The following is a 24,914-nucleotide window of genomic DNA, read 5'->3' as shown; positions in this document are numbered from 1 at the left end:
GCGACAACGAAAATCAACTGGGAGCGATGTAGCGGTCTCAGTATCGTCCGACAGCGACTATCGTACCCGCGGCGCTATTGCCGTGCTCTCTAACTCCCTCTCCCCATGGTTTTACACATCGATGACGGGGAGTGTGACCGTGAATCCATGTTGAAATCACTCGCTGCTCGGTCACCCGAAATCGGTTAGCTCCGGCTCACGGACCCCCGAGAGTTCCTGTTGAATGTCCGTTCGATCCCACCCAAACGGAGAGAGGAGACTCCCTATCGCCCGGACGAGTTGCGTCTCGTAGTACGACGCATCGTACGACCCGATCTCCTCGTGAACTAATGCAACCCGCTCTCGCGAGGTCTTTTCGTCGTCGACGACCACGTACTCGATATCCTGTCCCGGGTGGACGGCGAGGTCCTGCTCCCGAGCCCGCTTTAACGCGGCCACGTTCCGCGTGTTCTGCGTATACCCCTCCAGCGGCTTGGAGACACGATTCCGTTCGACGAGTTGCTCGACCGGCACCGTCCCAGCGTGGAGGCGCTTGATCGCGTCCTGAAGACGGTCGAGTACGGCGTCCGGGGATCGAGTCGCGTCGAGCCGTTCGAGACAGTCCCGCTGGACCGCCTCGACGAACGGTGGGGTCGAGCGCTGCCGGGCTTCGATCCCTCTGATCTTGAACCCGCCGTCGCCAGCCACTTTGCCGAAGTACTTCGTCAGCGCGCCGGCGTCGCTCTCCCGTCGCGGCACGAACGCCACCCAGTCGTAGTGGGCTTCGTGTTCGAGTCGAATCTCGACGTCCTCCGTGATCGCCGTCGCGAGCATCTCGAGGTCATCGCGGTCATCGTCGTCGACGTCGGGGTCCGGGGTCACCCAGATGGAGTCGACGATGCCGTGGACGACCCGCCAGCCGCCGGCTTCCAGCCGCCCTTTCGCCGTCAGCAGAATCTCGCGAGCGAACGCGTTGATTGCCTCGTGGCACTCGATGCGGCCGAACTTCGCGTTGCTGAATCCCTGATACCCGAAGCAGGCGACGAGGATCCACTTCAACGCTCCCGACCGCCCCTCGAGTTCCGTCAGTCGGTCCTCGTCGGGGTCGTCCCGTTCCTTCTCGCGACGGATGGCCGCCTTGATCTCGTCGCGCGCGTCGATGATCGGCTGTAGCACGTCGACGAGGTAGCCCCGCTCGTCGCAGATCGAGTATCCGAGCCCGGGGACGTCGTCGCGGTCGCTGTGGCAGTCACACCGGATGACGTCCGGCGAGACGTTCCGGGTACGAATGATGTTCGGATACAACGAGGAGAAGTCGAGTTCGTGGACGTTCTCGTGGCGGCCGACCTCGGGCGCGAAGATGAAGCCGCCGCGGTCGGCGTCGTGGAGCGTCCCCATCGGCTTGTAGAACTCGTGGCGCCAGGAGTTCCAGGGGACGAGGACGCCGCGGTCGTGGGCCTCGCAGATCTGGATCGCGGTGAGGACGTTCCCGATCGACGCCCACGCGAGCTCCTGGACGGGCTTCTTCGAGCGCGACACGAGGTCGAGGACGCCGTCGAGGTTCGTCTCCCCGTAGAAGAACGTGTTACTCTCGTCGACGATCACGCGGCCGGGTACGTTGTACCGCGCCGGAGAGTGACCGACGCGACCGTAGCTCGAGTACGTCGACCGGCTCGCGAGCTGCTGGTAGTCGACGTCGGGCCACCGGCTCAGCGAGAAGTCGTCGACACCGGCCTCGGTCGCCATCTCGTACAGGGTCGGAACGATTTCGCTCGTCGAGCAGACCAGGACGTCCGGATCGTGTGCGTCGAGCGCCCCTTGGACGGCGGTCAGGAGATCCGTCGGCGAGCCGGTGACGGTGTCGCCGGCGACGGACACCTCCCCGTAGACGTCGTCGCTCGTTTCGGTCACCGGGACGCCGAGCCGGAGCGTCGACAGTTCGCTCGCCGGCGTCGGATCGACGCCGGTCTCCAGACAGTACCGGAACTCCCGCGAGAAGTCGACGTTGAAGCAGACGAGATCCCCGACTGGATGGTCCGACAGTTGGCGCGCTTGCCGGGCGAGTGGGGCGACGCGGTCGATGTGGGCGACGTCGACCGCGAGAACGGTCTCCTCGTCCCGTCGAAAGCCGGGGCGTCGCGTAACCATCTCGGTCGTGACGACGTCCGGGTGCTGGTCGTACACGGACTGGATGGTCGTGAGGTCGAGGTCGGCATCAGGGTCGCGAGCGGCGACGTAGAAGCGTGGCGTGTAGTCATCGCGCTCGGTCACGACGGCGCCGTCGGCGGTTGCCTCCCACTCCAAGACGCGGTCGTCGTCTAAGATATCGATTGTGAACGGCATTTGGGATTGTCACGTCTCGATTGAACGAAACGGTTCAGTCCTAGATAAGCCGTGGCGTGGTGTTTCCATAATTCAGAGGACGACTTCGAAGACATCGCTACCGGGGTATTTGTCCTATTTTGCGTGTCTGTGGTCTTTTCCAAGATGACTTCCGGAATCTCGGCTTAACCAACAGTTCTGGAATAGTCGTATTTGTTGGTTAAAATGGTTGGTGAAGACACTCCGTGTTCCGATGGATTACAAACCAATATACTGGCCCGAGAATTATTATACTTGCCTTCCGTGGGTTAGCATATGATGTCTGAGGAGACGACCCCACCCAACCGAGTACGTCCTGACGGCGGTGCCGAACAACGTGACATAAACGACGTGGTCGAAGAGGAATGGGTTGAGGACACGACGCCCTTCGAACGAGTCTATGGAATCATTCGCCGGACTTACGATCCGACGTCTGCAGCACAGATTGCTGATCGTGCTCGTGTCTCGCCGACGACCGCACGAAAGCACCTGCGGACGCTCATGGATTCCGGTGAAGTGACGACAGCACAGGACGGCCAGACGACGCTGTACCGCCGGTCAGAAACGGGTATCGTCACCGAGCATGCACAGTCGCTACTTGCGGAACGAACACCCGAAGAGATCGCATCTGGCATCGCCGAGCTGAAAGCACAGATTCAGGACTGGCGTACCGAATACGATGTTGACTCACCCGAGGAACTCGCTCGGGAACTGGACATCGAAGACACCGACAGCGACCAAGGTGCGCTGCTCAGAGAATGGCAAACCACTCGCCGCAACCTCGCCTTGGCACAAGCGACACTCGCGATTGCTGAGGCAACCCGCACCGGTCATCTCACTGGCACCAATACTGACGACGATGGTAACAGTGACTCATCGATCGTCGTATGACCGGCGACGAGGATGTGGAACCTTCTCAGGATAGTCAGCCAGCCGAACAGGCAGAGGTGTTCGGACCGATCGATGCCGGAGCGTTACGAGAGATCCGAGATCTGGTCATCAATCAAGAGCCGCTGGTTGAGGAGGCTTCACTGGACGATCCCCTGAACCCACAGACGCTTTCGGTTGACCTGTCTGACGGCGTTGAAGCGGCATCAACAGCGCGTATAGATATTCGGTGGAGCTTGGCTGGGAACTACGCTGTGCACTACACGGACACCCAGGGGCGGGATTTTCGATTCGACTGTCATCCGAAACCGGATGCACCGACACGACACTTTCATCCACCACCTGATGCTCCAAGTCGTCCTGTTGAGCCATCTTGTATCACTGTGCGTGAGGCCCCACTGGTCACGCGAGCGATTCTCCAACGGTGGCGCTACGCCTACACGAACGGAACCTTCGAAGGGCTCAACGACGCAGAAAATCCGCCGTAGACGAGAATGCAGGGAAGACTCCTACACTTCCAACCCGGCTACAACGCATTTCGCAACCTACAACGGTACGCTAAGGACCTACGATGGGTCCCACAGAACGGAACAGACCGACACTCGAGTACGCTTTCTTCTCTTGGAGTCGGTTCAAACGGTCGGCCGTAAAGACAATTAGATATAGAGAACCCAGTTAGAACGACCCAACAGATCCTACGAAGCTGATCCTCGAACTCCTTGCTTGAGTCCCACATACTCCAGTTGGGCTTATACCATGGCCTGACGTATTCATCACCATGCCTGGTGAGGTGTATCGTGTCCAAGAGAACACTGGCAATCCAGTACATCCTTCTATTGAAGAAGTCGTATCCCTCGCGCTTGACCGAGCTGCTGATCCACGGCCATCTGGCCACCAAGATAGTCACTTCGACGAGTACGTTCGAGGCGCCGTTGAATACGCCGGTGAAGCCGCCGTCAAGGAGGCTATCCGTCTATCACTCACCAAGGGAGTAACCCATCGAATGGCTGGTCGAGAGGCATTCGGCGACGATGACTACGTCTACGGAATCCACGTCGGTGTCGCCGCAATAGCATATCTCTGCGAGCTCAACAGCGAACCACAGATTGACCCCTGACTAAGCAATCTCCCAGTATGTGGATGTAGATCGCAGCAATGGTGAGCGCATCCAGCTGGTGATACATGTCTGCAGCGCTACTCTACTAGTAGACTCATGATGTAGGCGTTCATCAGCGTGGTCGTCCCTATTGCACTCCACTCCATCACCGCAATCAGCGAGAAGAGTAGGGTCGTTCACTCGCGACCTCAAACGATTGGCTCGAGTGACTTCATCGAGAAATCCGATTTCGAGCAATATCGTTCTGCGAGTTCCATCAGCGCTCTTGTTCGTCGGATATCGGCGACGTTGTGCGTGAGAAGGCGTTCATACGCGCCTTCTTCCCAGGCTGTGACTGCCGTTCCACTATCGTCGAATGGATCGAGGTTGTTCAACCGTGAACCAATCAGTTCGCCATAGACGCCATCCAAGGTATCCTCACTGGTATTGAAGCGTGTCTCGAAGACGTCCATCACGTCGACGTATGGCAACGTGCCAAACGGCCACTCGATCCCGTGCGTACAGAGCCGTGTGCGAAGGAACGGGAGGTCGAATCCTCCGTTCCACCGCTCACCGTTGTACGCAACGAGCTTTGCATCACGTTGGGTGAGTGTCGACGTGACAAACGTCGCCAGTTCGTTCAGGAGTTCCTGTTCGCTGTCGTGGAGTGAGAGCTGTACCGGTGTCCGGAGTGTGTCGTTGAGCCGATCTGCGAGGCCTGTTTGTGGTGCCGTTTCGGTATGGAGAAACACTCGCGACGAGACCGCCGAGTCGAACCCAACTACTGTGAGTTCATCATCGGCCTGAAATCCCGTCGTTTCGATATCGAAGGCAATCGTCGTCGACCCGGTCATTCCACACCTCCTGTGTCACCGTCGGCGGACGATTGCTGCTGTTCGCCCACAGGTTCCGAAAGCCGTTGCTCGAGCTCCACCAGGCGTTCCTCGTGGTCGTCGAGGCGAGCCTCCTGTTCGATATCGATACTGAGCAGCGCCGGCAACAGCGGGTTCTGGTGGTTCATCAGCCCGCTCGCGTCGGCGTGCTCGCGGGCGTACTCGAACAGCCGGTCGAATCGCGGCTGGTCGCGACGCCGCAGTGCCCGGCGGAACGCCGCCCAGCGCTCCTCGATGGCCCGGAGGGCGTCTCGGTACGTCGGGTTCGTGCGCCCCATCGCTACCGCCCTCCCGAACCGCTCGCCGTCCACGCATCGAGCAGGGGGTCCGCGGTGGCCGACACGGTCTCATTCTCGGCTGTGACGCCCGTTCCGACGTCCTCCGGGGTCGGCGCCGGCGTCGTCGGTTCCGCGCCGACCTGCGCGGCCCGCGCCGCGAGCAACCGCCGCCAGTACGCGAACGTCGTCTGGTAGTACGCGCCGTCGTCGACGGGAAAGACGAGCGTCTCGAAGTCCTCGCCGACGATCCGCGGCCCCATCCGGGTCTGCTCGCACTCCAGGTGGTGGTCGGCGACCGTCGCGACCGGTTCGGTGAAGCCGTCGCGCTGCGCCCGGGTGACGAGCACCGGAACGTCGTACCCGTCGGCGTAGGAAGCCAATCGGGTGAGCGTTCGAGCCTGGAGGGTTTTGGCGTGGGTCTCGCCGAGGGTATCGTCGGCGCGGTACTGGGTGTCGACGGCCGGCGCGACGATGAGGGCGGGCGTGTGGTGAGAGGTGTCCTCGTCACGACTCGGGTCTCCTCGACCGGCCGCCCCGGCGTCGGTGGTGGACATCTGGATCGACTTGTTCACTGCCGTCGGGAGATCACAGACGGCGCCGTAGTGCTGGTAGGCGGTAAATCCGCGTGCCACGCGGATTCGGTCGAGCAACCGCTGGCTAGGGGCGATCTGGGCGAGTGTCGTCGTCGTCGCGTGACTATTTGCGTCGACCCAGAAGGCGGGCCCGTTGTGCAGGAGGAGATGGTCGAGTACGAGCGACTGCAGGATCGGGACGCCGCGCCCTCCCTTGACGTCGAGCAGCGTGATGCCGTCGTCGAGGGACGGCAACAGCATCTCGTCCGTAGCCGGATCGGCCTGGTCAGCAAGGGACCGATTGCGGTCAGCGCCCCGTGTCGGCTGATCCACCGCCAATCGGTTCGACGTTGCGTGTTCACCCATACTCGATTAGTCGTCCACGGTCCCGATAAGCCGCGGCGTGTCGCTTCCGCGTTTCAGGGAAGACATGAGACAGATACTGCCCCATCCTCTGTCGTCGACTTTCTGCGGCTGTTCCGACTGTTTCCGAGAACGTTTCTAGGGACCGGGTTCAGACGGCGCTGGTTACTTAACCAACAAACTGGTGCTCCGTGTCGCCTGTTGGTTAATATCTTACAGTTGATCTCGCTGCTCGGACAGGAACGAAACAAGGTTGTTAATCGCGTCTGCTGGCAGCTCTTCTTGTCGGAAGACACCTTTGAACGAGTCTTCGAACTCCTCCTGCTGGAGTCGATCCAGCACCATTTCGATCTGCCTCTTGAGCTTCTCGGGGTCGCCACGATGGACGTGTCGCTCAATACGGTTGAAGTCCGCACGCAAACTGATCACGACCAGGTCACGGCTATCGGCCTTCCGACCGCTGTGGAGTTTCATCGCGAACAACAGTGCCGGTTCCGGGATTCGCCCGTCGAGGCCTTCGGCGACATCGAGTGATTCGATCGTACTGTGTTCGTGGAGATAGCGATATGACCACTCTGCGTCCGTCTGTCGACACCCCATCGCATCCACGAGTGCCTCGAACTTGACTTCGTTCTCTCCGACCGGTTTCGCGTACTGGATCATTCGACCATCGTACTCGTTCGAGACATCCTGCTCGAACTGTTTCTCGTATCCGAGGTCACGAAGGAGAGTGTCGTAGTCGTCGAGTGTAGTGTCCGGGATCACGGTGTCGATATCGGTCGTGAACCGGGTTTGGAACGCGGAAACTGCCCAGCCGCCAACGAGAACATACGGCAGTTCGGCGTCCTGTACCGCGCGGTGTGTGTCGATAAGTTCGGATTGGCGCTCGGCAAGACTCATTTCATCGCCTCTGTTAGGTCGTGCCCATCGCGCTGTGGTGCGACGCACCGATATCCCTGTCGTACTCGTCGGCGATAATCTCCAAGGCGGGCTCGTACGCCGGGCGGTTCTCCATCATCTGGTCGATGGCGTCGTCCACCGGGATGGCGGGGTTGCCGTCGACCCACTCGGCGTCGATACCGTTGGTCTTCGGGAACAACACATAGTGAACATTCCCGTTGACGTCGCTGGCGTCCGGGCGCTCGTTGATCGTCGTGTCGACGCCAAACTGCTCGAAGAACGCAATCCACCGTTCGATGTCACGGTCGTGCACTTCGATGAACACCGGATAGTCGTCGTGGCTCCGTGCGATTTGAAAGCCGCCGTGTGTCCAGACGTATGCCGCGTCAATTTCCGTGTACGCGAACTCCATTCCGGCGAAGTGTGGAATGACGTACGCGTCCTTCTGAGCGATGGTGTCGCGGCTGTACAACGCAGCCATCATCTCGGCGTACTGCTGGCGCATCTCGTGATCAACGATCTGGATTCCATTATCGGTATTAGCGATAACCTCCGCATCATCTAACCGCTCAACCCAGTCGTACACCCACGAGTACGAGACGTCGATCTTGCTCGCGATACGGTTGATAGAATCGCCACGCTGGACTGCTAACACAATTTTCGCAGCGGTGGCATCCATTAACTCATTCATTATTGAAATTGCCTCTTACTCGCGCTGTCGTTTTTCGCTTCTAGCTATCTCTATCAAGATACCAATACATAGAACTTCCGCCTAGATTGACTACCTGCGGGATGTGTGTACGCGACCCTTTCCGGTCACTGCATCGGCGACGCCGCTGCCGAATCGACGAGCGAGTACTCTCGATCCCGACTCGTTCCCTCCGCTTCGAGAAGGTTGTACTGTGCCATCTTCGAAAGGTACGTCCGAACAGTCCGTTTCGTCCGGGGGTCATCGACCTCCTCGGAATAGCGCTCGTGGATCTCGCTCGGCCCGACCGGACCGTGCTCCCGCACGATATCGTAGACGACGCGCTGGTGCGGCGTGAGCGAGTCAAGACTCTTCTGCTTGATCTGGGCTCGGGCATTCTCGGCGGCGTCTAGGAGGATGCCGTCGGTGATGTGCTCGTGGTTCTCGCGGTCGGCCTTGCTGGCAGCTGTTCGAAGGATGCCGATTGCGAGGCGAGCGTCGCCGGCGGCTGCATCGGCGATCCGGTAGAGCTGGTCGTCGGTGATGACGTCCTCGTCGAGCCCCCATTTCGCACGCGCACTCAGAATGTCGAAAAGTTGCTCGTCGTGATATTTGTCCATCCGGACGTGTTCGCTCGAACGGAGCCGACTCACGAGGCGGTCGTCGACGCGGCCGAACAGCTCCTCTTCCTTGTTCGCGATACAGATGATTGCGAACTGTGGGAGGCTGTGCAGATGGTAAATGACGCTGGGGTCCTCCAGCTGGTCGACCTCGTCGAGGATGACCACCGTTCGCGGGCCGTCGTGCTGCTGAAGCCGATCGACGAGTTCGTCGTGGGGCGTCGACTGTCGGTGGATGTCAATGGTGGCGCCGAGGTCGTCGAGAATTTGGTAGAGCGTACGGAACCGGGTGTAGTTTCGCCAGCAGTTGACGTAGGTCGTCTGGACGTCGAGGACCTCCTCGCGGAGCCGTTCAGTGACGAACTTCGAGATGCAGGTCTTGCCGGCGCCGCTGGGCCCGGTGACGATGGCTGTGTCGGCTGGTTCCCCGTTCGTGATGGGCTCGAGAACGCTGGAAAGGTGGTTGACTTCGGCGTCGCGATGCTCGACTTCTCGAGGGACGAACCCAGCCCGGAGGACGCGAGCATCGTGGATCATAGACGAGAGAGGTTTTCGATGCGATCCACAAAAACGTGTGCGGGTGGTTTCCGGAAGCATCCGTTATACCATCGTGCCGTCATCAAATACTGCTCGTTAGGAACTCAATTCGCGGAATTTGTGGATCTGGGGAGAGGGGGGCTTTTCGGAAGTTCCGGAAATACCGCGGCGTCTTTAACCAACAGATGGCGGTGGCAATATCCATTGTTAGTTAACACCGAGACACAGCTCTATCGATGTGTTTCGACGAGTGGTAACCCTCTACATTCGATCCTGGCTTCTGACACCCCCGTCGATCGTTCGGAGCAGGTAGGAACCGATACTGCCGTGTTCCGAGCGTCAACAGTTTCTCTTTCGTTCACGATGCGGATGATCGCGAACTGTAGGAGGTACTCGGGTCTGTGCGCTGTTCTTTGTTACCTTGCTCGTCCACCCAAGAAAGGTACCTTCAAAACCGTACACCGTTTTTAATCGTGCGGAGGGATACCGTCGATGATGGAGTTTTTAGATTCGTTGCTGTGCATGTTCACCAGTCGGGTAACGAGCCGAAATGGGTCGTACACCTTGGAGATCCCAGAGCAGGAAATCGAGGTAGGATCGTTGGAGGAGGGGAAGAGATACAGAGTGGCGTTGTTCGACGCTAGCGAGGTCGGAGCCGTCGAGGTGGGTGGCAATTCATCCGGTGCTACGGGTCACGTGTCGGGGACACAGCAGCAACCGAATAACAGTGAGGTGTTGGATCAGCCACCTGTAGATGAAGGCGAGATCCGAGAAGTCGAACTCGAGGATATCGGTGAGAAAGGGGATGGTATCGCACGGATTCCTCCTGGCTACGTCGTATTCGTCGAGAACACCAGTCCAGGGGACCGGGTTCGGATCGAAATTACTGAAGCACGGGATAACTTCGCGTTCGCAGACGTCGTCGGCCAAATCTAACGCTCGTGCCGACTAGCGAGGCTATAACGCTCATCCAGACCTCCTTGTTTCATCTCTCCGCGGCTGAACTGATACTTCAGCAGGCCTGCGAATGGAGTCGTGGTACTCGACCCTCGGAAAGGTTATACCGTAGCCGCCCCTCCGTTCGTATGTAATGGCAAACGGTACGGTTGATTTCTTCAACGACACAGGCGGTTACGGTTTCATTTCGACTGACGACGGCGACCTCGACGACGACGAAGACGTCTTCTTCCACATGGAGGACGTTGGCGGCGAGGACCTCACGGAAGGTACCGAAGTCGAGTTCGATATCGAGTCCTCACCCAAAGGGCCTCGCGCGGCGAACGTCGTCCGGCAGTAATACCGAGATACGGCTGTCGTTCACAGCGACAGACAACCATCTCGATTTTTCCGACAGTTACGGATCCGAGCCGACGCTATCCGCACACTCAGTCCGTGACCTACTGGTCTTCAGCAGAGTCGCCGAAGCCCATCCAACTGGCACCGCATACGACCTCACCCGACCGAGTAGTACCGAAAACGGTTGACGGACTTCACTCAGAACGTTCCCGAACGCTCCCAATAGTAGTCCGCTCGACTCACGAACGGACGCCCCCACTGTACTGAATGACTGGATCGAATAGTTATATTATCTCGTTCATTAGAATAGCTATACCTTATAGTCGTATTGTATAGCTATACCATTTAGCTATACTTCCTAGCTATACCGTCTGACTTAGTTTTATAATCTACCCGTTGCTTGCTACGCTCATGTTAGCCTACACGACATACTCGGAGGCCGGTGGGGTGGGCAAATCCACGCTCGCGGCCAATCTGGCAGTCGCCGACGCACGGGACGGTCGGGACGTGCTCGTCGTGGACCTGGATCCACAGGAGGCATCGGTTTCGCACCTCTTGGACGTGGGCGAACATAGGGACGATCCCAAAGCCGACTCGCTGGTTCGGCATATGGTCGAACGGAAGCGGGGCCCCTTCGAGGACCTCATCGAATCCAGTGAGGAGGTCGACGTCATCCCCGCTCACAACAGCCTCGAACGTCTCAACAAGCATCTCGCCAGGCGTGAAGAGGAGGCCAACGACTTCGGCGAGAACTGGAATCGGAACGTCCAGTTGCTTCGTGTCCTCCGAGAGAACGACGTCCACGACCGATACGACACACTGATCGTGGACCCACCAGCGACGGCGGACGTTAAATTGTATAACGCTATACACACCACGCGGTCGCTCCTCGTCCCGTTCGAACCGTCCGGGAAGGGGCGCAAGTCGGTCGACGGACTGGAGGATCTCGTCCCCGGGCTCGAGGAGAACCTCGACATCAACGTGGGCGTGCTTGCTATCGTCCCAAACCGATTCAAAGGGACCAACGACCAACAGGACATGCTCGACGAGCTGCGCTCACGTGAGTACGACATCCCGGTGATACTGAAAGAGCGTGGGTCGCTCTTCGAGGGGTGTTGGCGACAGCAGTGCTCCGCGTTCAAGTATGTCGAGGAACATCGGGAGAGACGGAGGGACTACGAACTAGAGACGCTGGAGCGCTTGGAGACACTCGCCGATCACCTGCGAAAGACCGTGGAGGCTCCAGCATGAAGTCCGGTGCTGGCGACGATCCGTTTGCAGACGACAGCCCGCTGGACGAGTCCGACGAGATGCCCGACGGAAACGACGCGCCGGCAGACGACGAGAAGCCATCCCAATCATCGACTGCGGAAGAGAGGGAGACAACGCCCCGACCGCAGACCCAGACTCAGACGCTCCCTTACAAATACCGGCGCGACTCGGTCAAGCAGGGTCGAAATCAGCAACCAGTGTTCCTCCAGTCCGCTACGGAGGAGTTGATCGAAGAAACGATGGACAGTGTCGAAGATCGATTCGACGAAGCCATCTACAAGACGGACGTCGTCGAGGCAATGTTGGTAGCCGGCGGCGAGGGGACGACTCCGGAGGCTGTGCTCCAGCGATGGGGATACGGGATGAAGAATCGATGAAGAAGCTCGTATCTCCCTTGTCGGAACGATCGATGGGGCTCGTCGGCAGTCACCACCCCAGAGCGACCCCGAGCCGTTCGATATTCGCACCAGAATACTGGTATGAATCGTGGCGCTAGCGGAGCCTGTCCGGACGCGTGCCGCCCCGGGCAAGGTGCGTGTGATCCCCGGTCGCTACCATCGTCGCACCCCCTGCCAGTCTCTCCCTGGACACGCACTTTCTGTCGGCACGCCATCCCGGACGTCCGAATCCGTCCCTCATCCTAATACCCCCCTGCCATCACGACATGGCCAGTAGATAGCTGCGTTCGAAGCGGCGGCTTCGCGGGTGGCGGCCACGCGGCGAAGTGGGCAGTATGGTGGGGAAGGCAGAGTCGGACGGTATCGATTGAGGGTTCCTCGAACGGGTGGAGATCGGGCCCGTCGCCGGTGTTGTGTTATCTCTCTAGGGGACGATTCCGACGGATCTACTGAGAGATATCGATGGAAGTCGTCAGCTGTTGCTGTGTTTCCAGCCCCGATTGGAAGCGATTGAAAACTTCTGTTTGGTGCTGTGGGCAGGCCATGAGGGCGACTGCTCCGGTTTGGATCGGGATTACTGGTTGATGGGGATTGTAGTGTGTGAGCTGACAGCTGGGGCAGCGGATACCTCCGGCCGGTCGATGCGCTATGATATCTGCTCTACCAGTAGTAGTGAGCCCGCAGATAGAAACGAACTGGTCGACGTGGTCCCCGCAACCGACGATGGGGATGGTAAGCTGATCCAGAAGCAGGAACGAAACGCTGTGGTCGTCGTGGCTGTGGAGAGCGGATTCACACTCCTCGCACTGGATCGGTGGATGGCCTTGTGTGTCGTCGGGAGCCGGTCGAGTAGCATCTACTGGAGACATACTGAGAGGATACAGAACGGTTGAGTCGCCAGACAGGTAAGTTATGGGAACAGGAGGATCACACGGCGTTCGGAAGTAACTCTCCAGATTACTGAATCGCTCTTGACGTGACAGGACACCCACTCATACTGTTTATTGTAAGTCATTACCGGTGGTTCGCCGGACCGTCTCGGCGAACCACCGGCAACCAGTTACAATAATCCGTATCAGTCCACGAAAGCCATGTCACCGCCTAATCCGATAGCAGGGTTCCAGATGCTCTTCACGAACGACGAGCCGAGCGCCATATTGGAGCGCCGCCGACTGTGACCCGAAGACACCATCCTCGACGAGCCTGTCGAGACGGGCACCGAGTTCCGACCGGAGAGAGACCGAAACGGACTGTCGGTCACGGCCCACACCGCAATACAGTCTATGCGATTGTACGAATATTTCCCAGTCATCGCTCGAGTTCGGATACTATCTTGGGACCGTCGCCCCGGGATTTCACATGAATAATCGTTGCAACCTTCGTTAGACCCCCCAGAAAACGGCGATCCCGAGCGTCGTGACGACGGCCAAGATCACCTGGAGGGGCCCGCCGACTCGGATGTAGTCACCGAAATCGTATCCACCGGGCCCGTAGACGAAGAGGTTGGTCTGATACCCAACCGGCGACATGAACGCGGTGCTGGCGGCGAACGTGACTGCAAGAACGAAGGCAAATGCGTTGGCGTTCAACTTGGCGGCCGCGTCGACAGCGACGGGGATGAGCAACACGACGCTGGCCTGGTTGCTAACGAGGTTAGTAATCGCAGCGGTCAGCAGATAGAACAGTCCGAGGACGGCGATCGCGGGCAAGAACTCAGCCGTCGAGACGACGAGCGTACCGAGCAGATTGGCACCGCCCGTCTCCGACAGCGCTTTGCCGAGCGGGATGACGCCGGCGAGGAGGAAGATCACATCCCACTGCACGGCCTCGTAGGCCTCCGCTGGCTTGACGATCCCGGTTACGATCATCACGAGGACGCCGCCGAGCGCGGCGACCATGACCGGGAGAATTCCGAGGGCTGCCAAGCCGATGACTGAGAGTACAACGCCGACTGCGAGTGGGAGTTTCGACGACCGGAACTGCTGGAGGGCGAGTTCGCCAGCCACGATCACGTTCGGATCGTCGGCGAGTCGGTCGACAGTGTCCGGTTCGGACTCGATGAGGAGCAGGTCGCCCGGACGGATTCGATACTCCGTGAGGCGTTCGTAGGCGGTCTCACCGCCACGGCGGATGGCCAGCACAGCCGTCTGATACTGGTCTTGAAACCGTGACGACTCGACCGTTTCGCCGACGAGATCCGACCCGGCGGTGACGACGATTTCGCTGAGCGTTTGCCCGGGGCCGAGCGCATCGAGCCCACCTGGCGGCATGACTTCCGGAACGAACTCGATCCCCTCTACCTCGTGTAGCGTCCGTAACGCGTCTTCCGTGAGCCGGATCGTGAAGGTGTCCCCCTCCCGTATCGTCATCGACAGTCTCGGCTCTCGATGATAGGTACCAGCACGAATCAGTTGAGTGACGTTCGCTTCGAAGTCGACCTCTTCGAGCGCTTCCCGGATCGTCGAGCCGATGAACGGTGATTCTTTCCCCACGATCACCTCGGTGAGAAACTCCTCTTTTTGTGTTGTTTCGAGCTTGCTTCGGGGCGTCACGTGGGACGGAGCAAGCCAGTACCCGACCGTAAGGAGGTACAGCCCGGTGACGAGAAACACCACGAGCCCGAGGTGGGTGAACTCGAACATCGAGAACGCGTGCAAGGAGGGATAGTCGGCGGCGAGTCGACTCGCCACGTCGCTGGCCAGAAGGTTTGTGGATGTTCCAATGAGCGTGAGCATCCCACCAGCCATCGACGCGTAGGAGAGGGGAACGAGCAACTTCGACGGCGATGTCCCGTGCTCGTGAGCGAGATCGCTCACCATCGGCAACAAGACGGCCACGGCAGCGGTGTTGTTGATAATTCCCGAGAGCGGGCCGACGAGCCCGACCGTTGCGCCGAGTTGCTTGTGTTCGCTCTCGCCCGTGTAGGAGGCGACCGTCTTTTCGAGACGCTGAATCGCACCCGTCCGCCGGACGCCTTCGCTCAGGATCATCATCGCGAGAATCGTGATCGTTGCGGGGTTCGAGAAGCCGGAGACGCCCTCGCGCGGCGAAACGCCCGTCCACGGACCGAGTATCATCAGCGTGACCATGATCCCGATCGCTGTGACGTCGATCGGGACCGGCTCGGTGACGAACAAAACGAAAGCGACGAAAATAATCAGAAAGATGAGGAGCGTCCCAACGGTCACTGCGGCCATCAATATATGCTAACAATCATGGTGGTAGTTGGATGTACTGGTCGATAATCACTATCGGGCGGTTACACCGGGAGTTCACGGGACGAGCCTGGCCGCGGTGATGGGTGGCGTGTATTGAAACAGTCGGCGTTACCTGACGACAGTGACCGGATTGTTGCTGGTCTTCGGTTCCCACTGTTGGGTGTAGACCGCTTGGATCGAGAGGTCCTCCCGAGTCGCCAATGGCTCGGGAGCACGACTCGGATCGACGCAGTTCACGCGCAGTGTTCGGTGGCGGTAGCGACGGGTCGGATTTCGAACCGCCTTCCGGAGCTTCTTGACTCCCACCGACGCCCGGACCACCGCCGTCCGCCATTCTTTCCTTCCCCCACCCTACTACCGACCGCGCTCCGCCGGTACCTCGCTCTACTCGTCGCGCTCGCCGAAGGGTTCCTCGTCCCGGTCGGAGGCCTCGCGGGTCCGCTGGAGATAGTTCTGTAGCGTCTCGTGGACCGCCCGGCCGAGATCATCCAACTCGCCGTTGATGGCCGAGACCGAACTCGAATCGAGCGATTCGGTCACGTCGCGCTCGCGCCAGTCCTCAGGTACTGTCGGAGCGTCAAAGCGGAGGTGGTCGTCGGTTGGATCACGATAGAAGTCGAAGGCCTGGAACAGGTCGAGGTCGTCGACGACTCGGAACTCCTCCTCGTCGAGATCCGTGTACTCCGCCCACTCCTCGAATCCCTCACGCCACGCGCCGTCTTGGAGGAAGTTCTCGAGGTCCTCGCGGTAGAAGTCCTCGGATCCGAGGGTTTCAGATTCCTCCCAGTCGAAACTGCTCGGTCGGCCCCGGTTCGAGAGATCGGGTGGCTCCGGGATGGATACGTCGAGTGTCATACCGATGATAGAGCGGACACGATAATAAAGCCCCGTAGAGATTCCACGGGAAGGGGTTCGGGTGACGTGGTAATCGATAGATCGCCCCTCCCCGACACGCTCCGCGGACACATCCTCGCGAGCACCACTCCCAGTCCCGGGATGGACAGTGACTTGCCTAGCCTGCCGACGGACTCCCCTACAAGATTCGCGCGTTCTATGTAGCGAGCGCTGAACGAAACTCCAGGTCATTCTCAGCACAGGCGTGGTCGACTTTGAGTCTGAGTTCGGTACTTGGTCGTTACGTCACGCATCCAGAGACGAGCGAACCACCATTTATGGGAATTCTGACCGTAGTTAGGACGATGATCTCACGAATCCTCGTTCCGATGGACGGCTCGGAGATGGCGCAACAAGCGCTTAGGTACGTCCTTGAAAACCATCCTGACGCGAAGATTACGGTCTTGCACGTCGTGGGCGAACCGTCACCTTGGGGGACAGTAGCCACGTCACTCGCTCTCGAGGAGGATATCGAAGCGGCCGCAGAGGAGCGCGCAGAGGAAGTCTTCGACGACGCCACGGAACTTGCCGCCGAGTACGATGTCGAACTCGCTACCGAAGTACGATTGGGGAATCCAGCTCGGGCGATTTTGAACAGCGCCGACGATTTCGATGCGGTCGTCATCGGGAGCCACGGGGGCTCGTTAGTCGATCGACTGGTCGTCGGGAACGTCGCTCAGAAAGTGTTCCGCAACTCGCCCGTTCCCGTAATCGTCGCTCGATGAGTGGCTGCGACCGGGACCGATGGACGGACGTGGTGTTCCCTGAGGAGTGAAAACAGTACTCCGCCGGTAGCTTTTCTAACGGCACGGCTGCCGACCGCCGGTCCGAAGGCAACTCCGGTCGATGACCCGCCGATATTGTACCCGACGAACACTACCAGCAACCCCAAGAGAATCAGTAATTCTGCCACGTGGATGTGATCGGTTCACACGCGAAAAATAGTGCCGTTTCGCCGTTGAACTGTTGGAGACGCCCGATAGACCCAGTAACACGAAGAGTTAGGGCTTCACAACGGAAGTCCAACTAGTCGCTACCGATTCGTCCCCACGCGAGTTGCTCAACGGTCAGTTATACACTCATCTATGATGCGTCTCGCCAAACACATCGTCGCAGCGCCCAGCATTAGTGTATGCGCCCATAATACGTAGTGAGATGCGACTCAGTCCAGGACGGGCGGTCCGCGGACTCTACAGACGGCTCAACCCAATGACGCTCACACCAGCGACAATACGCGAATACGATGCACAGGCGGCCGACCGGGAGACGACTGACACGGCGACGTTCGGCCTCGGGTGTTTCTGGGGTCCCGATGCGCGGTTCGGTGCCATGGACGGCGTGGTCCGCACACGCGTCGGGTACGCTGGTGGGACGAAGCCCGACCCATCCTATCACTCGTTGGGAGATCATACCGAGGTGATTCAGGTCGACTTCGATCCGGACATCGTCACGTACCGTGATCTCGTCGAAGACGTGTTTCAGCAACACGATCCGCAGACACAGCCACGCAAAACGCAGTATCAAAACGTCGTGTTCGCGTCGACGGCCACCCGACGGACGGCGGTCGACACGGTACTCGCGGCGAGCGGGTACACTGCTGACGGCGTCGAGACGCGTCTCGAGCGGCTCTCACGGTTCTACCCGGCGGAGGACTACCACCAGAAGTACAGGCTTCGCTCGGCATCGTCGTTCCTGAGTGCCTTCGAGGAGGCTGGATACACTGACGAGGAGATCCGTGAATCCCCCATTGCGGCAAAGCTGAACGGCTACGTGGCGGGACACGATGTCGACATTGAGGTGGATCTGCCAGCCCCCGACCAGCATGCATCGGGGTGACCCGGCTGCGGGCGGATTCGGGACCACCCGCGACATCGCCGTTCGGGGCGACCTCCAGCGTAGCGAGGACGCCGTCGAAGCCTGCACCGGAACCGATATCGAGCACCGTCTCGCCGGGCCGCATCTCGGCGAACGCCGTCGGTGACCGACGCGACACCGGCCGCATCGTAGCCGAGGCGGCGTGGCGTCGCGCTCCGGCCGATAGTAGCCTTTGTAAGTCATCTGACACCTGATCGCACGCTGTCATGCGATCAGGTGTGCGGACAGTTACAAACGCTACTATACTATCCGATCATCGACCGGAGCGGGGTTCGGACATCACGCTTTGGCGTCGGCCCCACTGTCGTCGGGAGTCCCGTCCTCGGCAACCGTCACCTCGATGTCATCGATCGAGTAGTCTTTGCGACTGAGACGTTCGGCGATCAGCCACTTCCGGAGGCGGTCGAGTTGTTCCCAGTGGAGGTGTGCCGGCGGGTCCGCAGCCAGCGCATTGAATCGCTCGACAACGACGGTGTTGACGAATCGATCGAACTCGCCGCACACCGGGCAGGTCCGAGACAGATGTGACACGTCGAACTCACGCATAACAGTCTCCTCCATACAGCCGATGCATCGGTATTCCGAAGCCTGACTCACACACTCCATTGGGGGGCAACGGCCTTGTATTCAGGGATCGGACCGCTGTGACTGGACGGGGCCGGCGTTGCGGCGTACCGTCCACGTTGCACTCGACGTGGACAGTACTGACGCAGCACTGCGTCAACTGCCCCGCGCACGGTGGCGCGGGGCTTGTCAGTGAACTCGACCTCTGCCGGCGTTAGTCGGACGGGACGAATCCCCGATTCGGCGTCACCGTTCCTGACTTCAGGGCGAGTTGACTGTCGCCCGTCCGCCGCGAGGACTGTAGCCCGCGACAGACGTACCGCCACCCAACGTTCTTCGCACCCACGTAATCTGCATTCTGAGTTGCACCGCACGATTCACACTCGAACTCCGCCTGTCGCACTCGGTTCCCCTTGCTCGTATGCCCGCATTCGGGACACCGCCGACTCGTGTTTTTCGGGTCTACAAACTCGACGCTAATCCCCTCGGCTTCCGCTTTGTACTCCACGAGGTCAACGAGTTGCCGGTGCGCCCACTGGTGGAACTCTTTGACGGGCGGCGCACGCTCCCTGATGTGTTTCAGATTCTCGAAAGCGATGTACTCACAGTCGTGTGTTCGTGCTTCTTCGAGAATCTGGTTAGCGACTTGATGGAGGTGGTCACGGAGATACCGTGATTCCCTACCGCTCATCTGCCGAATTGTCCGATGGGCGGATTGTGTACCAGTCTGCTGGAGATTACCGCGAATCCGCTCGAACTCTCGATGTCGGTGCCTGAGTTCTCTCCCTGATGCGAAGTGCGCTGTGCTGGTGGTAGCGATGTTGACGATACCGAGGTCAACGCCGAGAACTGTCCTGTCCTCGTCGTCACCCTGTGTTTCAACCTGTTTCTCGGGCTTGTCTTTGCGAAACCCGAGGTGCAGGTAGTATTCGCCATCACGCTTTGATAACGTAGACTCTGTTACTTCCCACTCGTCATCGGTGAGGTATTCGTGTTGATACCCGTCTTCTTCGTCGGGAAGGTTCAGGTCACACCGAATCCGACCCTCGACGGTAGAAAGCGACACAGACCCGTCATCGAACAGCGTCATCGTCCGGGTATCGTATTTCACCGTGTTACTGGTGAACTCCGGTCGGGACGTTTTGTAGTGTTCATCAAGGTTTTCGATTGCGTCGACACCATCGAGTGCGGCTGCAGCCTGATGGGTGGCGAGAATTGCGTGCTGACTCCCGAGGTGTGTCTCCTCCAACACCGTGTCGTAGGCGAGGTCTTGGAGGTAGGTTTTCCGCGTCTCACCTGTGTCCCATCCGATGCGACTGCTGATGTTACAGGCATCTTTCCACTCGTTGATGGTGACATCGAGCAAGTCCTGTTGCTCGTCGGTGAGGATAGGACGGGTGATTGCGGTACGCCTCAGGTAGCCGTCTGCCACGAGTTTCAATAGATAGTAGAGGTAGTTAATAGTCCGTGGATTGTGGCAGCGAGTGTCGGCTTCAACCCCGCCCACGGTGGGGCGGGGAATCCGCCTCGCTACCTAGTTTGAAAACAGCGTTGATACGTTCCTCTGGTCGGCGCAGTACGTTGTTGACCACGCGTTCACAGGCGAGTACGTCACTACCAGCAAGACGACGCTGGATGAGGAAACCCACGATGACGTGCGCTTGAACAGCGGGACGTTGAACGTGAATGGAAGCTACTCTCCTGCCGCAACTGGGGTCAGAACGGGAGTCCACGCTGAATCCCACCGCTTCAGCGGTGGATAGCTCAATTGCAGGGGTGTTACTGCTCGGGGTCGTCCGCGCCGAGTCGCCCGTGGATCAATCGACGACAGCGGTCACGTGATACGAGGTGAGAAAGTCCGAGCACCCGGTCAGAACACCACGGGAGCCACCATCCCGGCCCACGGGGGGATTTCAGTGAGTGAGATCCCCCAGATCAACGGGAGCCACGTCATTGCCAGTAGGATCACGAGGAAGATCCCTATGATGTTGAGTCCGAACCCGGTTTTGGCCATCTGTGGCATGGAAATGTATCCCGTGCCGAAGACGACGGCGTTTGGAGGCGTCGCAACGGGCAACATGAACGCAAAGGAGGCGGCGGTCGCGGCGGCGATCATGATCCCGTACGGGTGAACCGAGAGTCCGACCGCCAGCGACGCCATGATCGGCATCAACATCGCGGTCGTCGCGGTGTTTGACGTGACTTCGGTCATAAATATAGTCAATAGGACGACGACGGACATAACTAGCACGATCGAGACACCCTCAAGACCGCCGAGTTGGCCACCGATCCACTCGGCGAGGCCGGTTTCCTGGAACCCGGCGGCGATCGAGAGCCCGCCACCGAACAGGAGGATGATCCCCCAAGGGATATTGACGGCGGTCTCCCAGTCGAGCAGGAAAGTAAAGGAGCCGTCCTCCTCGCGAGCGGGGATCAGAAAGAGCACCAGCGCGGCGGCAATCGCGATCATGCTGTCGGCGATACCGGGAATGAAGGGTTGGAGGACGAACGATCGTGAGATCCACGCGGCCGCCGTCCCGGTGAAGACAACGAGAACGAGTTTCTCTTCGCGCGTCATCGATCCGAGCGCGTCGAGTTCCTCGTCGATGACATCCATACCCCCGGGGAGGCTGTCCATCTCCGGAGGGATGATGAACCGAGTGACGTACACCCAGATGATCCCGACCCCGAGGGCAGCAATCGGGACGCCATAGAGCATCCACTGGGCGAACGTGATCGTCTGATTGAACGTCTCGTCGATCGCACCGACCAGCACGAGGTTCGGCGGCGTCCCGATGATCGTCCCGACGCCACCGACAGAGGCCGAATAGCCGATACAGAGCATCAACGCTGTACCGAACTTGAATTCGCCTTGTGCGGTCGGGACGTCCCCGCCGGTCCGGTCGATAATATCGCTCGTCTGGAGGATCACGGCGAGCCCGATGGGTGTCATCATCATCGTCGTCGCGGTGTTAGAGACCCACATCGAGAGGAACGCCGTCGCGACCATGAACCCGAGAATGATGCGCTCCGGGCCGGTACCGATCACCCGGATCGTCCGGAGCGCGATGCGCCGGTGGAGATCCCAGCGCTGCATCGCCATCGCAATAAAGAACCCACCCATGAACAGGAAAATCAGATCATTAGCGTATGGTGCGGTAGCCGCGTCCACGTCGAGTGCTCCGGTAAGCGGGAATAACACGATCGGCAACAGTGATGTCGCCGGGATCGGGATCGCCTCGCCGATCCACCACACTGCCACCCACGCCGTGGTCGCGGCGACTGCTTGCCCGCCTGTCGATAATCCCTCGGGGGTCGGCACGAGCATGATCGCCACGAACAACAACGGGCCCAGGACCAACCCGATCTTCTGCCGGCGGCCGTACTGGCCGCCGACATCGAACGCCGACCCGTCATCACCATCGTCATTACCCCCGCCACCCTCGCCGCCGGCCGCCTGTTCCCCCTCGTCGCGACCGCCGTCGGTGGCGAGTCTCTCGGCCAACTCCCGCTCCTCCGGCGTCAGGTCCGAATAGTCGAGGAGTGCGGTCGGGCGCATCCGGAGAGCGTTCCTAGTGTGGCGGTCGAGTTGCCAACAGTACTCCCATACCCGTTCCAGAAGCGATTGATCTTTCATGATGATTACGTCAAACGACGACTAATTAATTTTTGTGCCACGAGTCACCCGCTCTGTTGGGTAACCTATCGGGTAGGTGGTCCCACTTCGGGCGATGAGTATTATGAACTATACAATACGGATATATTGTATAAAAATTTCTCGTCGTAATGTATATCTTACCCTGTTAACACGTAACACGATATGACCAAGCGACGGGTTTCACTCTCTCCCGAGGTTCAGGGACGAATCGATCAGTTCGTCGAGAGCGTCGATACACGCCTCGCCTCGAACGAGGATACCGCAGCCGTCGTCCAGGAAGTCCTCGCCCGACTCCACGGTGACGGTGGGGTCTACGACCGATGGCAGTCGGGAAACCAAATCTCGACTGACGAACAGGTCAGGCTCGACGCCTACGACCCCCGTCGCGTGACCGTGAAGGCCGACCACTGGGCGGAAACAGATGCCGAACAGTTCCAGAAATCCAAGCCCCTCCAGTGGCTCTGGAAGGGATTCGACGTGTCTCCGCTGGCCCGCGACCTTGCTATCGGAATACCATTTAGGCAGATGATCGCGAACCACCTGTTCGCCGAAGCGGGTGAGGATCTTCAGCTGTTCCATGGTATCACGTTCTCTTACGGCCACAACATCGAGATGGGGGACAGGACGGTCGTCCATGGAGATGTCCTCCTCGACGACCGGGGGGAACTCGAGGTCGGCAACCGTGTCTCTATCGCGGAAGGGGCGACCATTCACAGTCACGGCCACGATATCGTCGACCAGACCGACGTATCGATCTACCGTACCGTTATCGAGGACGACGCCCGTCTTGCGTCCGACTCGATGATCGGTGCTGGCTCTCGCGTTGGTCGCAACGCCATGGTCGGCGCCAAATCGGTCGTCCACGGTAACGTCCCAAACCATCATGTCGCCGTCGGGACGCCGGCAAAGAGCGTCAAGGTCAAACCAGGCTGGGAATCCGTTACTGACGACCCCGGGACTCTCGAAGACGACCGTGAGGAGCGCCACATCGAGTACACGCTCTCGGATGACGTCGAACGGATCGACGAGTTCCAGCGGAACCTCACACCACCGGACGCGGACGACATGCCCGACTCCTAATACGGAGTATCACAACGGTTTCCGGATGGGTCGCCGGACCGTCTTGGCGAACCACCGGTACTGATTTATAAACCGTATCGTTCGGCTCAGTATCACGACTGTGTTACCCAGACCGCCGACTGTGTGTGCTCCGGGTCGTAGTCGTCACTCCGTCGATTTCGTGCACGCTCGCGTCTAATACTCGAAGTTTCGTCTCCGGATCGGAGCGGTCCTGCTACGACTCCGACGCGTCCTTGGGTACCAGCGTCACCGGCCGATCACTGGCCAAAATCACTGCCTGCGCGACGCTGCCAAACAACACCTTGCCGACCGGTGATCGGCCGCTCACGCCGAGGGCGATCACGTTGCTGTCACGCTCCTCCGCAAACTCAAGGATTTCCACGGCTGGCTCGCCACTCCGCTCGTGAACGGTGAACGTGATGTCGCTCCCCTCGAGGAGATCGACAGCGGTTTCTACCGCCGAGGGAATGCGATCGACGTTGCGAAGCTCCTCGGCCATCTCCTCGGTGAAAGTATCGCTGAAGCCCTCACCGGCGGCCCACTGGGCGTCACTTGTCGGCGTCTCCTCGTGGACATGGACGATATCAACGGCGATGTCACCGGCGGCCACTGGGATATCGAAAACGGCCTCAACCTGTGCGCGTGCTCGCACTTCGCTCTTATCGATCGGGAGCAGGACACGGTACATACCCGATTATTCTAGCTTGAATAGTAAATATGTTCATCTTTGTGGATTGACCTCTTCCCACCCCTGAAGTGGTTGGATTCCCAAGCGCTGGGATATTAGGGTTTGCAGTCCCCCGGTTCTCTCGGTGTGAACCGTCCGCTCTCGCGGTCAGACAGGAAGACTACGGGCCGGGCCAACCAGCCGTTACTCATATCCCCCGGTTGGTGAGCCTATTGAAAACATCGTGGACGAATATACAGAATCGTAACCCTGAATCAATGGGTGTTCGTGGCTCTGCTGAAATCCGACAAAGCTGCTAAAACTGGTGTGCGAGATACACGCGCTGTATTCATGAGCTGACCAAGGTCCCCGATCGCTATCAGTAGCGACGCGACCAATTTAGAGGCTGAGTTCGGCAGTTGTTCGCGGGAGCAGATTAGCTCTTCAAAGCCCTTGGCCGAGGACGGAGTCTTCCGCACTCGCAAAGACGACGAGGGCCGTGATTTTATCTTCGATGTCAAAAAAGTCGTGTTCGGCTCCCTGTTCCACATAGACCACGTCACCCTCGTCGACAGCATACCGCTCATCTTCAACGTGGACCATCCCCGACCCGGAGATGATGAAGTAGAGTTCGTCAGTTTTGTGGGTCGTCTTTGGCTCAGGATTGGGGTACTGCGCAAGTTCGACGCTCAGCGCGTCCTTGCTCAGTACTTCCAAGTAGTTCGTGTTTTCCTGTTCAAGTTTGTCGACTAAGTCGCTCGTCGAAACGTGGGTCATCAGGAGAAGTTATACGTTCCATATCCGATGAATACTGTGA

Annotated in this window: 26 protein-coding genes and 2 pseudogenes; 13 read left to right on the top strand and 15 right to left on the bottom strand. The window is 59.2% G+C overall.

All coding sequences use genetic code 11. The features are described 5' to 3' along the window. Positions 1 to 171 precede the first annotated feature (171 nt). Positions 172 to 2,322 (bottom strand): type B DNA-directed DNA polymerase, encoded by a 2,151-nt coding sequence (locus tag NO364_RS07100; protein WP_257628907.1) that lies wholly within the window; start codon positions 2,320 to 2,322, stop codon positions 172 to 174. A 297-nt stretch (positions 2,323 to 2,619) separates the two neighbouring features. On the opposite strand from NO364_RS07100, the gene NO364_RS07095 reads away from it, so the two are divergent. The 3 genes from NO364_RS07095 (at position 2,620) to NO364_RS07085 (ending at position 4,345) form a co-directional block, all read left to right on the top strand. After that, positions 2,620 to 3,231 carry a winged helix-turn-helix domain-containing protein gene (locus tag NO364_RS07095; protein WP_211249138.1) on the top strand — a complete coding sequence of 204 codons (612 nt, stop codon included), beginning with the start codon at positions 2,620 to 2,622 and terminating at the stop codon, positions 3,229 to 3,231. Beyond that, positions 3,228 to 3,716, top strand: coding sequence for a toxin-antitoxin system TumE family protein (locus tag NO364_RS07090; RefSeq protein WP_257628906.1), 489 nt, complete (start codon positions 3,228 to 3,230; stop codon positions 3,714 to 3,716). Before NO364_RS07095 ends, NO364_RS07090 begins: the two co-directional genes overlap by 4 nt. 290 nt (positions 3,717 to 4,006) lie before the next feature. Next, positions 4,007 to 4,345: a DUF8158 family protein gene (locus NO364_RS07085; protein WP_257628905.1), complete on the top strand. Its 339-nt coding sequence runs from the start codon at positions 4,007 to 4,009 to the stop codon at positions 4,343 to 4,345. A 188-nt stretch (positions 4,346 to 4,533) separates the two neighbouring features. Here NO364_RS07085 and NO364_RS07080 read toward each other — a convergent pair whose 3' ends face one another. From NO364_RS07080 to NO364_RS07055, 6 genes are all read right to left on the bottom strand, one after another. Next, the gene (locus NO364_RS07080) at positions 4,534 to 5,178 is read right to left on the bottom strand and encodes a ribonuclease H-like domain-containing protein (RefSeq protein WP_257628904.1); all 645 of its coding nucleotides are present in this window, start codon (positions 5,176 to 5,178) and stop codon (positions 4,534 to 4,536) included. Further along, positions 5,175 to 5,495, bottom strand: a complete 321-nt coding sequence (locus tag NO364_RS07075) for a DUF8156 family protein (RefSeq protein WP_157691052.1) — start codon at positions 5,493 to 5,495, stop codon at positions 5,175 to 5,177. Before NO364_RS07075 ends, NO364_RS07080 begins: the two co-directional genes overlap by 4 nt. 2 nt (positions 5,496 to 5,497) lie before the next feature. Next, complete coding sequence (locus NO364_RS07070; protein WP_420191845.1) at positions 5,498 to 6,433, bottom strand: hypothetical protein; 936 nt, start codon at positions 6,431 to 6,433, stop codon at positions 5,498 to 5,500. Positions 6,434 to 6,643: 210 nt separating this feature from the next. Continuing rightward, positions 6,644 to 7,330 carry a hypothetical protein gene (locus NO364_RS07065; protein WP_157688103.1) on the bottom strand — a complete coding sequence of 229 codons (687 nt, stop codon included), beginning with the start codon at positions 7,328 to 7,330 and terminating at the stop codon, positions 6,644 to 6,646. Between the two features lie 13 nt (positions 7,331 to 7,343). Next, complete coding sequence (locus tag NO364_RS07060; protein WP_157688104.1) at positions 7,344 to 8,009, bottom strand: helix-turn-helix domain-containing protein; 666 nt, start codon at positions 8,007 to 8,009, stop codon at positions 7,344 to 7,346. A 137-nt stretch (positions 8,010 to 8,146) separates the two neighbouring features. Continuing rightward, entirely contained in the window at positions 8,147 to 9,175 is a 1,029-nt protein-coding gene (locus tag NO364_RS07055; RefSeq protein WP_157688105.1) for a Cdc6/Cdc18 family protein, read from the bottom strand. Between the two features lie 564 nt (positions 9,176 to 9,739). On the opposite strand from NO364_RS07055, the gene NO364_RS07050 reads away from it, so the two are divergent. From NO364_RS07050 to NO364_RS07030, 5 genes are all read left to right on the top strand, one after another. Next, entirely contained in the window at positions 9,740 to 10,111 is a 372-nt protein-coding gene (locus NO364_RS07050; protein WP_257628903.1) for a TRAM domain-containing protein, read from the top strand. Positions 10,112 to 10,265: 154 nt separating this feature from the next. Beyond that, on the top strand, positions 10,266 to 10,472 hold the full coding sequence (locus tag NO364_RS07045; protein WP_114587455.1) for a cold-shock protein: 207 nt from the start codon (positions 10,266 to 10,268) through the stop codon (positions 10,470 to 10,472). 410 nt (positions 10,473 to 10,882) lie between these two features. Then, positions 10,883 to 11,722, top strand: a complete 840-nt coding sequence (locus NO364_RS07040) for a ParA family protein (RefSeq protein ID WP_257628902.1) — start codon at positions 10,883 to 10,885, stop codon at positions 11,720 to 11,722. Next, positions 11,719 to 12,120, top strand: coding sequence for a DUF7970 domain-containing protein (locus tag NO364_RS07035; protein WP_157688108.1), 402 nt, complete (start codon positions 11,719 to 11,721; stop codon positions 12,118 to 12,120). The genes NO364_RS07040 and NO364_RS07035 overlap by 4 nt, the downstream gene beginning before the upstream one ends. Before the next feature lie 605 nt (positions 12,121 to 12,725). Continuing rightward, complete coding sequence (locus NO364_RS07030) at positions 12,726 to 13,034, top strand: hypothetical protein (protein ID WP_257628901.1); 309 nt, start codon at positions 12,726 to 12,728, stop codon at positions 13,032 to 13,034. A gap of 489 nt (positions 13,035 to 13,523) precedes the next feature. Here the strand turns inward: NO364_RS07030 and NO364_RS07025 are convergent, their stop codons facing one another. After that, positions 13,524 to 15,338, bottom strand: coding sequence for an SLC13 family permease (locus tag NO364_RS07025; protein WP_257628900.1), 1,815 nt, complete (start codon positions 15,336 to 15,338; stop codon positions 13,524 to 13,526). Positions 15,339 to 15,743: 405 nt separating this feature from the next. Beyond that, entirely contained in the window at positions 15,744 to 16,214 is a 471-nt protein-coding gene (locus NO364_RS07020) for a DUF7992 family protein (protein WP_257628899.1), read from the bottom strand. A gap of 344 nt (positions 16,215 to 16,558) precedes the next feature. Between NO364_RS07020 and NO364_RS07015 the strand changes: the two genes are divergently transcribed. After that, positions 16,559 to 16,978, top strand: coding sequence for a universal stress protein (locus NO364_RS07015; RefSeq protein ID WP_257628898.1), 420 nt, complete (start codon positions 16,559 to 16,561; stop codon positions 16,976 to 16,978). A 50-nt stretch (positions 16,979 to 17,028) separates the two neighbouring features. Here NO364_RS07015 and NO364_RS07010 read toward each other — a convergent pair. Further along, positions 17,029 to 17,166: pseudogene (locus NO364_RS07010) on the bottom strand (inorganic phosphate transporter); the annotation flags it as partial. Between the two features lie 296 nt (positions 17,167 to 17,462). Between NO364_RS07010 and NO364_RS07005 the strand changes: the two are divergent. Then, the gene (locus tag NO364_RS07005; RefSeq protein WP_157688111.1) at positions 17,463 to 18,089 is read left to right on the top strand and encodes a peptide-methionine (S)-S-oxide reductase MsrA; all 627 of its coding nucleotides are present in this window, start codon (positions 17,463 to 17,465) and stop codon (positions 18,087 to 18,089) included. Beyond that, on the top strand, positions 18,076 to 18,234 hold the full coding sequence (locus tag NO364_RS18125) for a hypothetical protein (protein WP_157688112.1): 159 nt from the start codon (positions 18,076 to 18,078) through the stop codon (positions 18,232 to 18,234). Before NO364_RS07005 ends, NO364_RS18125 begins: the two co-directional genes overlap by 14 nt. A 173-nt stretch (positions 18,235 to 18,407) precedes the next feature. Here NO364_RS18125 and NO364_RS06995 read toward each other — a convergent pair whose 3' ends face one another. Together NO364_RS06995 and NO364_RS06990 are read right to left on the bottom strand one after the other, a co-directional pair. Further along, a complete protein-coding gene (locus NO364_RS06995) occupies positions 18,408 to 18,674 on the bottom strand; it encodes an RNA methyltransferase (protein WP_257628897.1) in 267 nt (88 codons plus the stop codon). A gap of 232 nt (positions 18,675 to 18,906) precedes the next feature. Beyond that, positions 18,907 to 20,124: an RNA-guided endonuclease InsQ/TnpB family protein gene (locus tag NO364_RS06990; RefSeq protein ID WP_257628896.1), complete on the bottom strand. Its 1,218-nt coding sequence runs from the start codon at positions 20,122 to 20,124 to the stop codon at positions 18,907 to 18,909. Positions 20,125 to 20,233: 109 nt separating this feature from the next. Here NO364_RS06990 and NO364_RS18320 point away from each other — a divergent pair. Beyond that, positions 20,234 to 20,374 (top strand): annotated as a pseudogene (locus tag NO364_RS18320) (RNA-guided endonuclease TnpB family protein); the annotation flags it as partial. Positions 20,375 to 20,562: 188 nt separating this feature from the next. On the opposite strand, the gene NO364_RS06985 reads toward NO364_RS18320, so the two are convergent. Continuing rightward, on the bottom strand, positions 20,563 to 22,329 hold the full coding sequence (locus NO364_RS06985; RefSeq protein WP_257628895.1) for an SLC13 family permease: 1,767 nt from the start codon (positions 22,327 to 22,329) through the stop codon (positions 20,563 to 20,565). A 183-nt stretch (positions 22,330 to 22,512) separates the two neighbouring features. Here NO364_RS06985 and NO364_RS06980 point away from each other — a divergent pair, with 183 nt between their 5' ends. Continuing rightward, positions 22,513 to 23,430: an acyltransferase gene (locus tag NO364_RS06980; protein ID WP_257628894.1), complete on the top strand. Its 918-nt coding sequence runs from the start codon at positions 22,513 to 22,515 to the stop codon at positions 23,428 to 23,430. Between the two features lie 214 nt (positions 23,431 to 23,644). Here the strand turns inward: NO364_RS06980 and NO364_RS06975 are convergent, their stop codons facing one another. Together NO364_RS06975 and NO364_RS06970 are read right to left on the bottom strand one after the other, a co-directional pair. Further along, positions 23,645 to 24,118 carry a universal stress protein gene (locus NO364_RS06975; RefSeq protein ID WP_157688117.1) on the bottom strand — a complete coding sequence of 158 codons (474 nt, stop codon included), beginning with the start codon at positions 24,116 to 24,118 and terminating at the stop codon, positions 23,645 to 23,647. Positions 24,119 to 24,541: 423 nt separating this feature from the next. Continuing rightward, positions 24,542 to 24,874, bottom strand: coding sequence for a cupin domain-containing protein (locus tag NO364_RS06970; protein ID WP_257628893.1), 333 nt, complete (start codon positions 24,872 to 24,874; stop codon positions 24,542 to 24,544). Positions 24,875 to 24,914: the final 40 nt, after the last annotated feature.

Origin of the sequence: Haloplanus salinarum (assembly GCF_024498175.1) — an archaeon.
Lineage (GTDB): Archaea > Halobacteriota > Halobacteria > Halobacteriales > Haloferacaceae > Haloplanus > Haloplanus salinarum.
The sequence above is the reverse complement of the archived record's forward strand: the minus strand, read 5'-3'. Positions and strand labels throughout refer to the sequence as shown.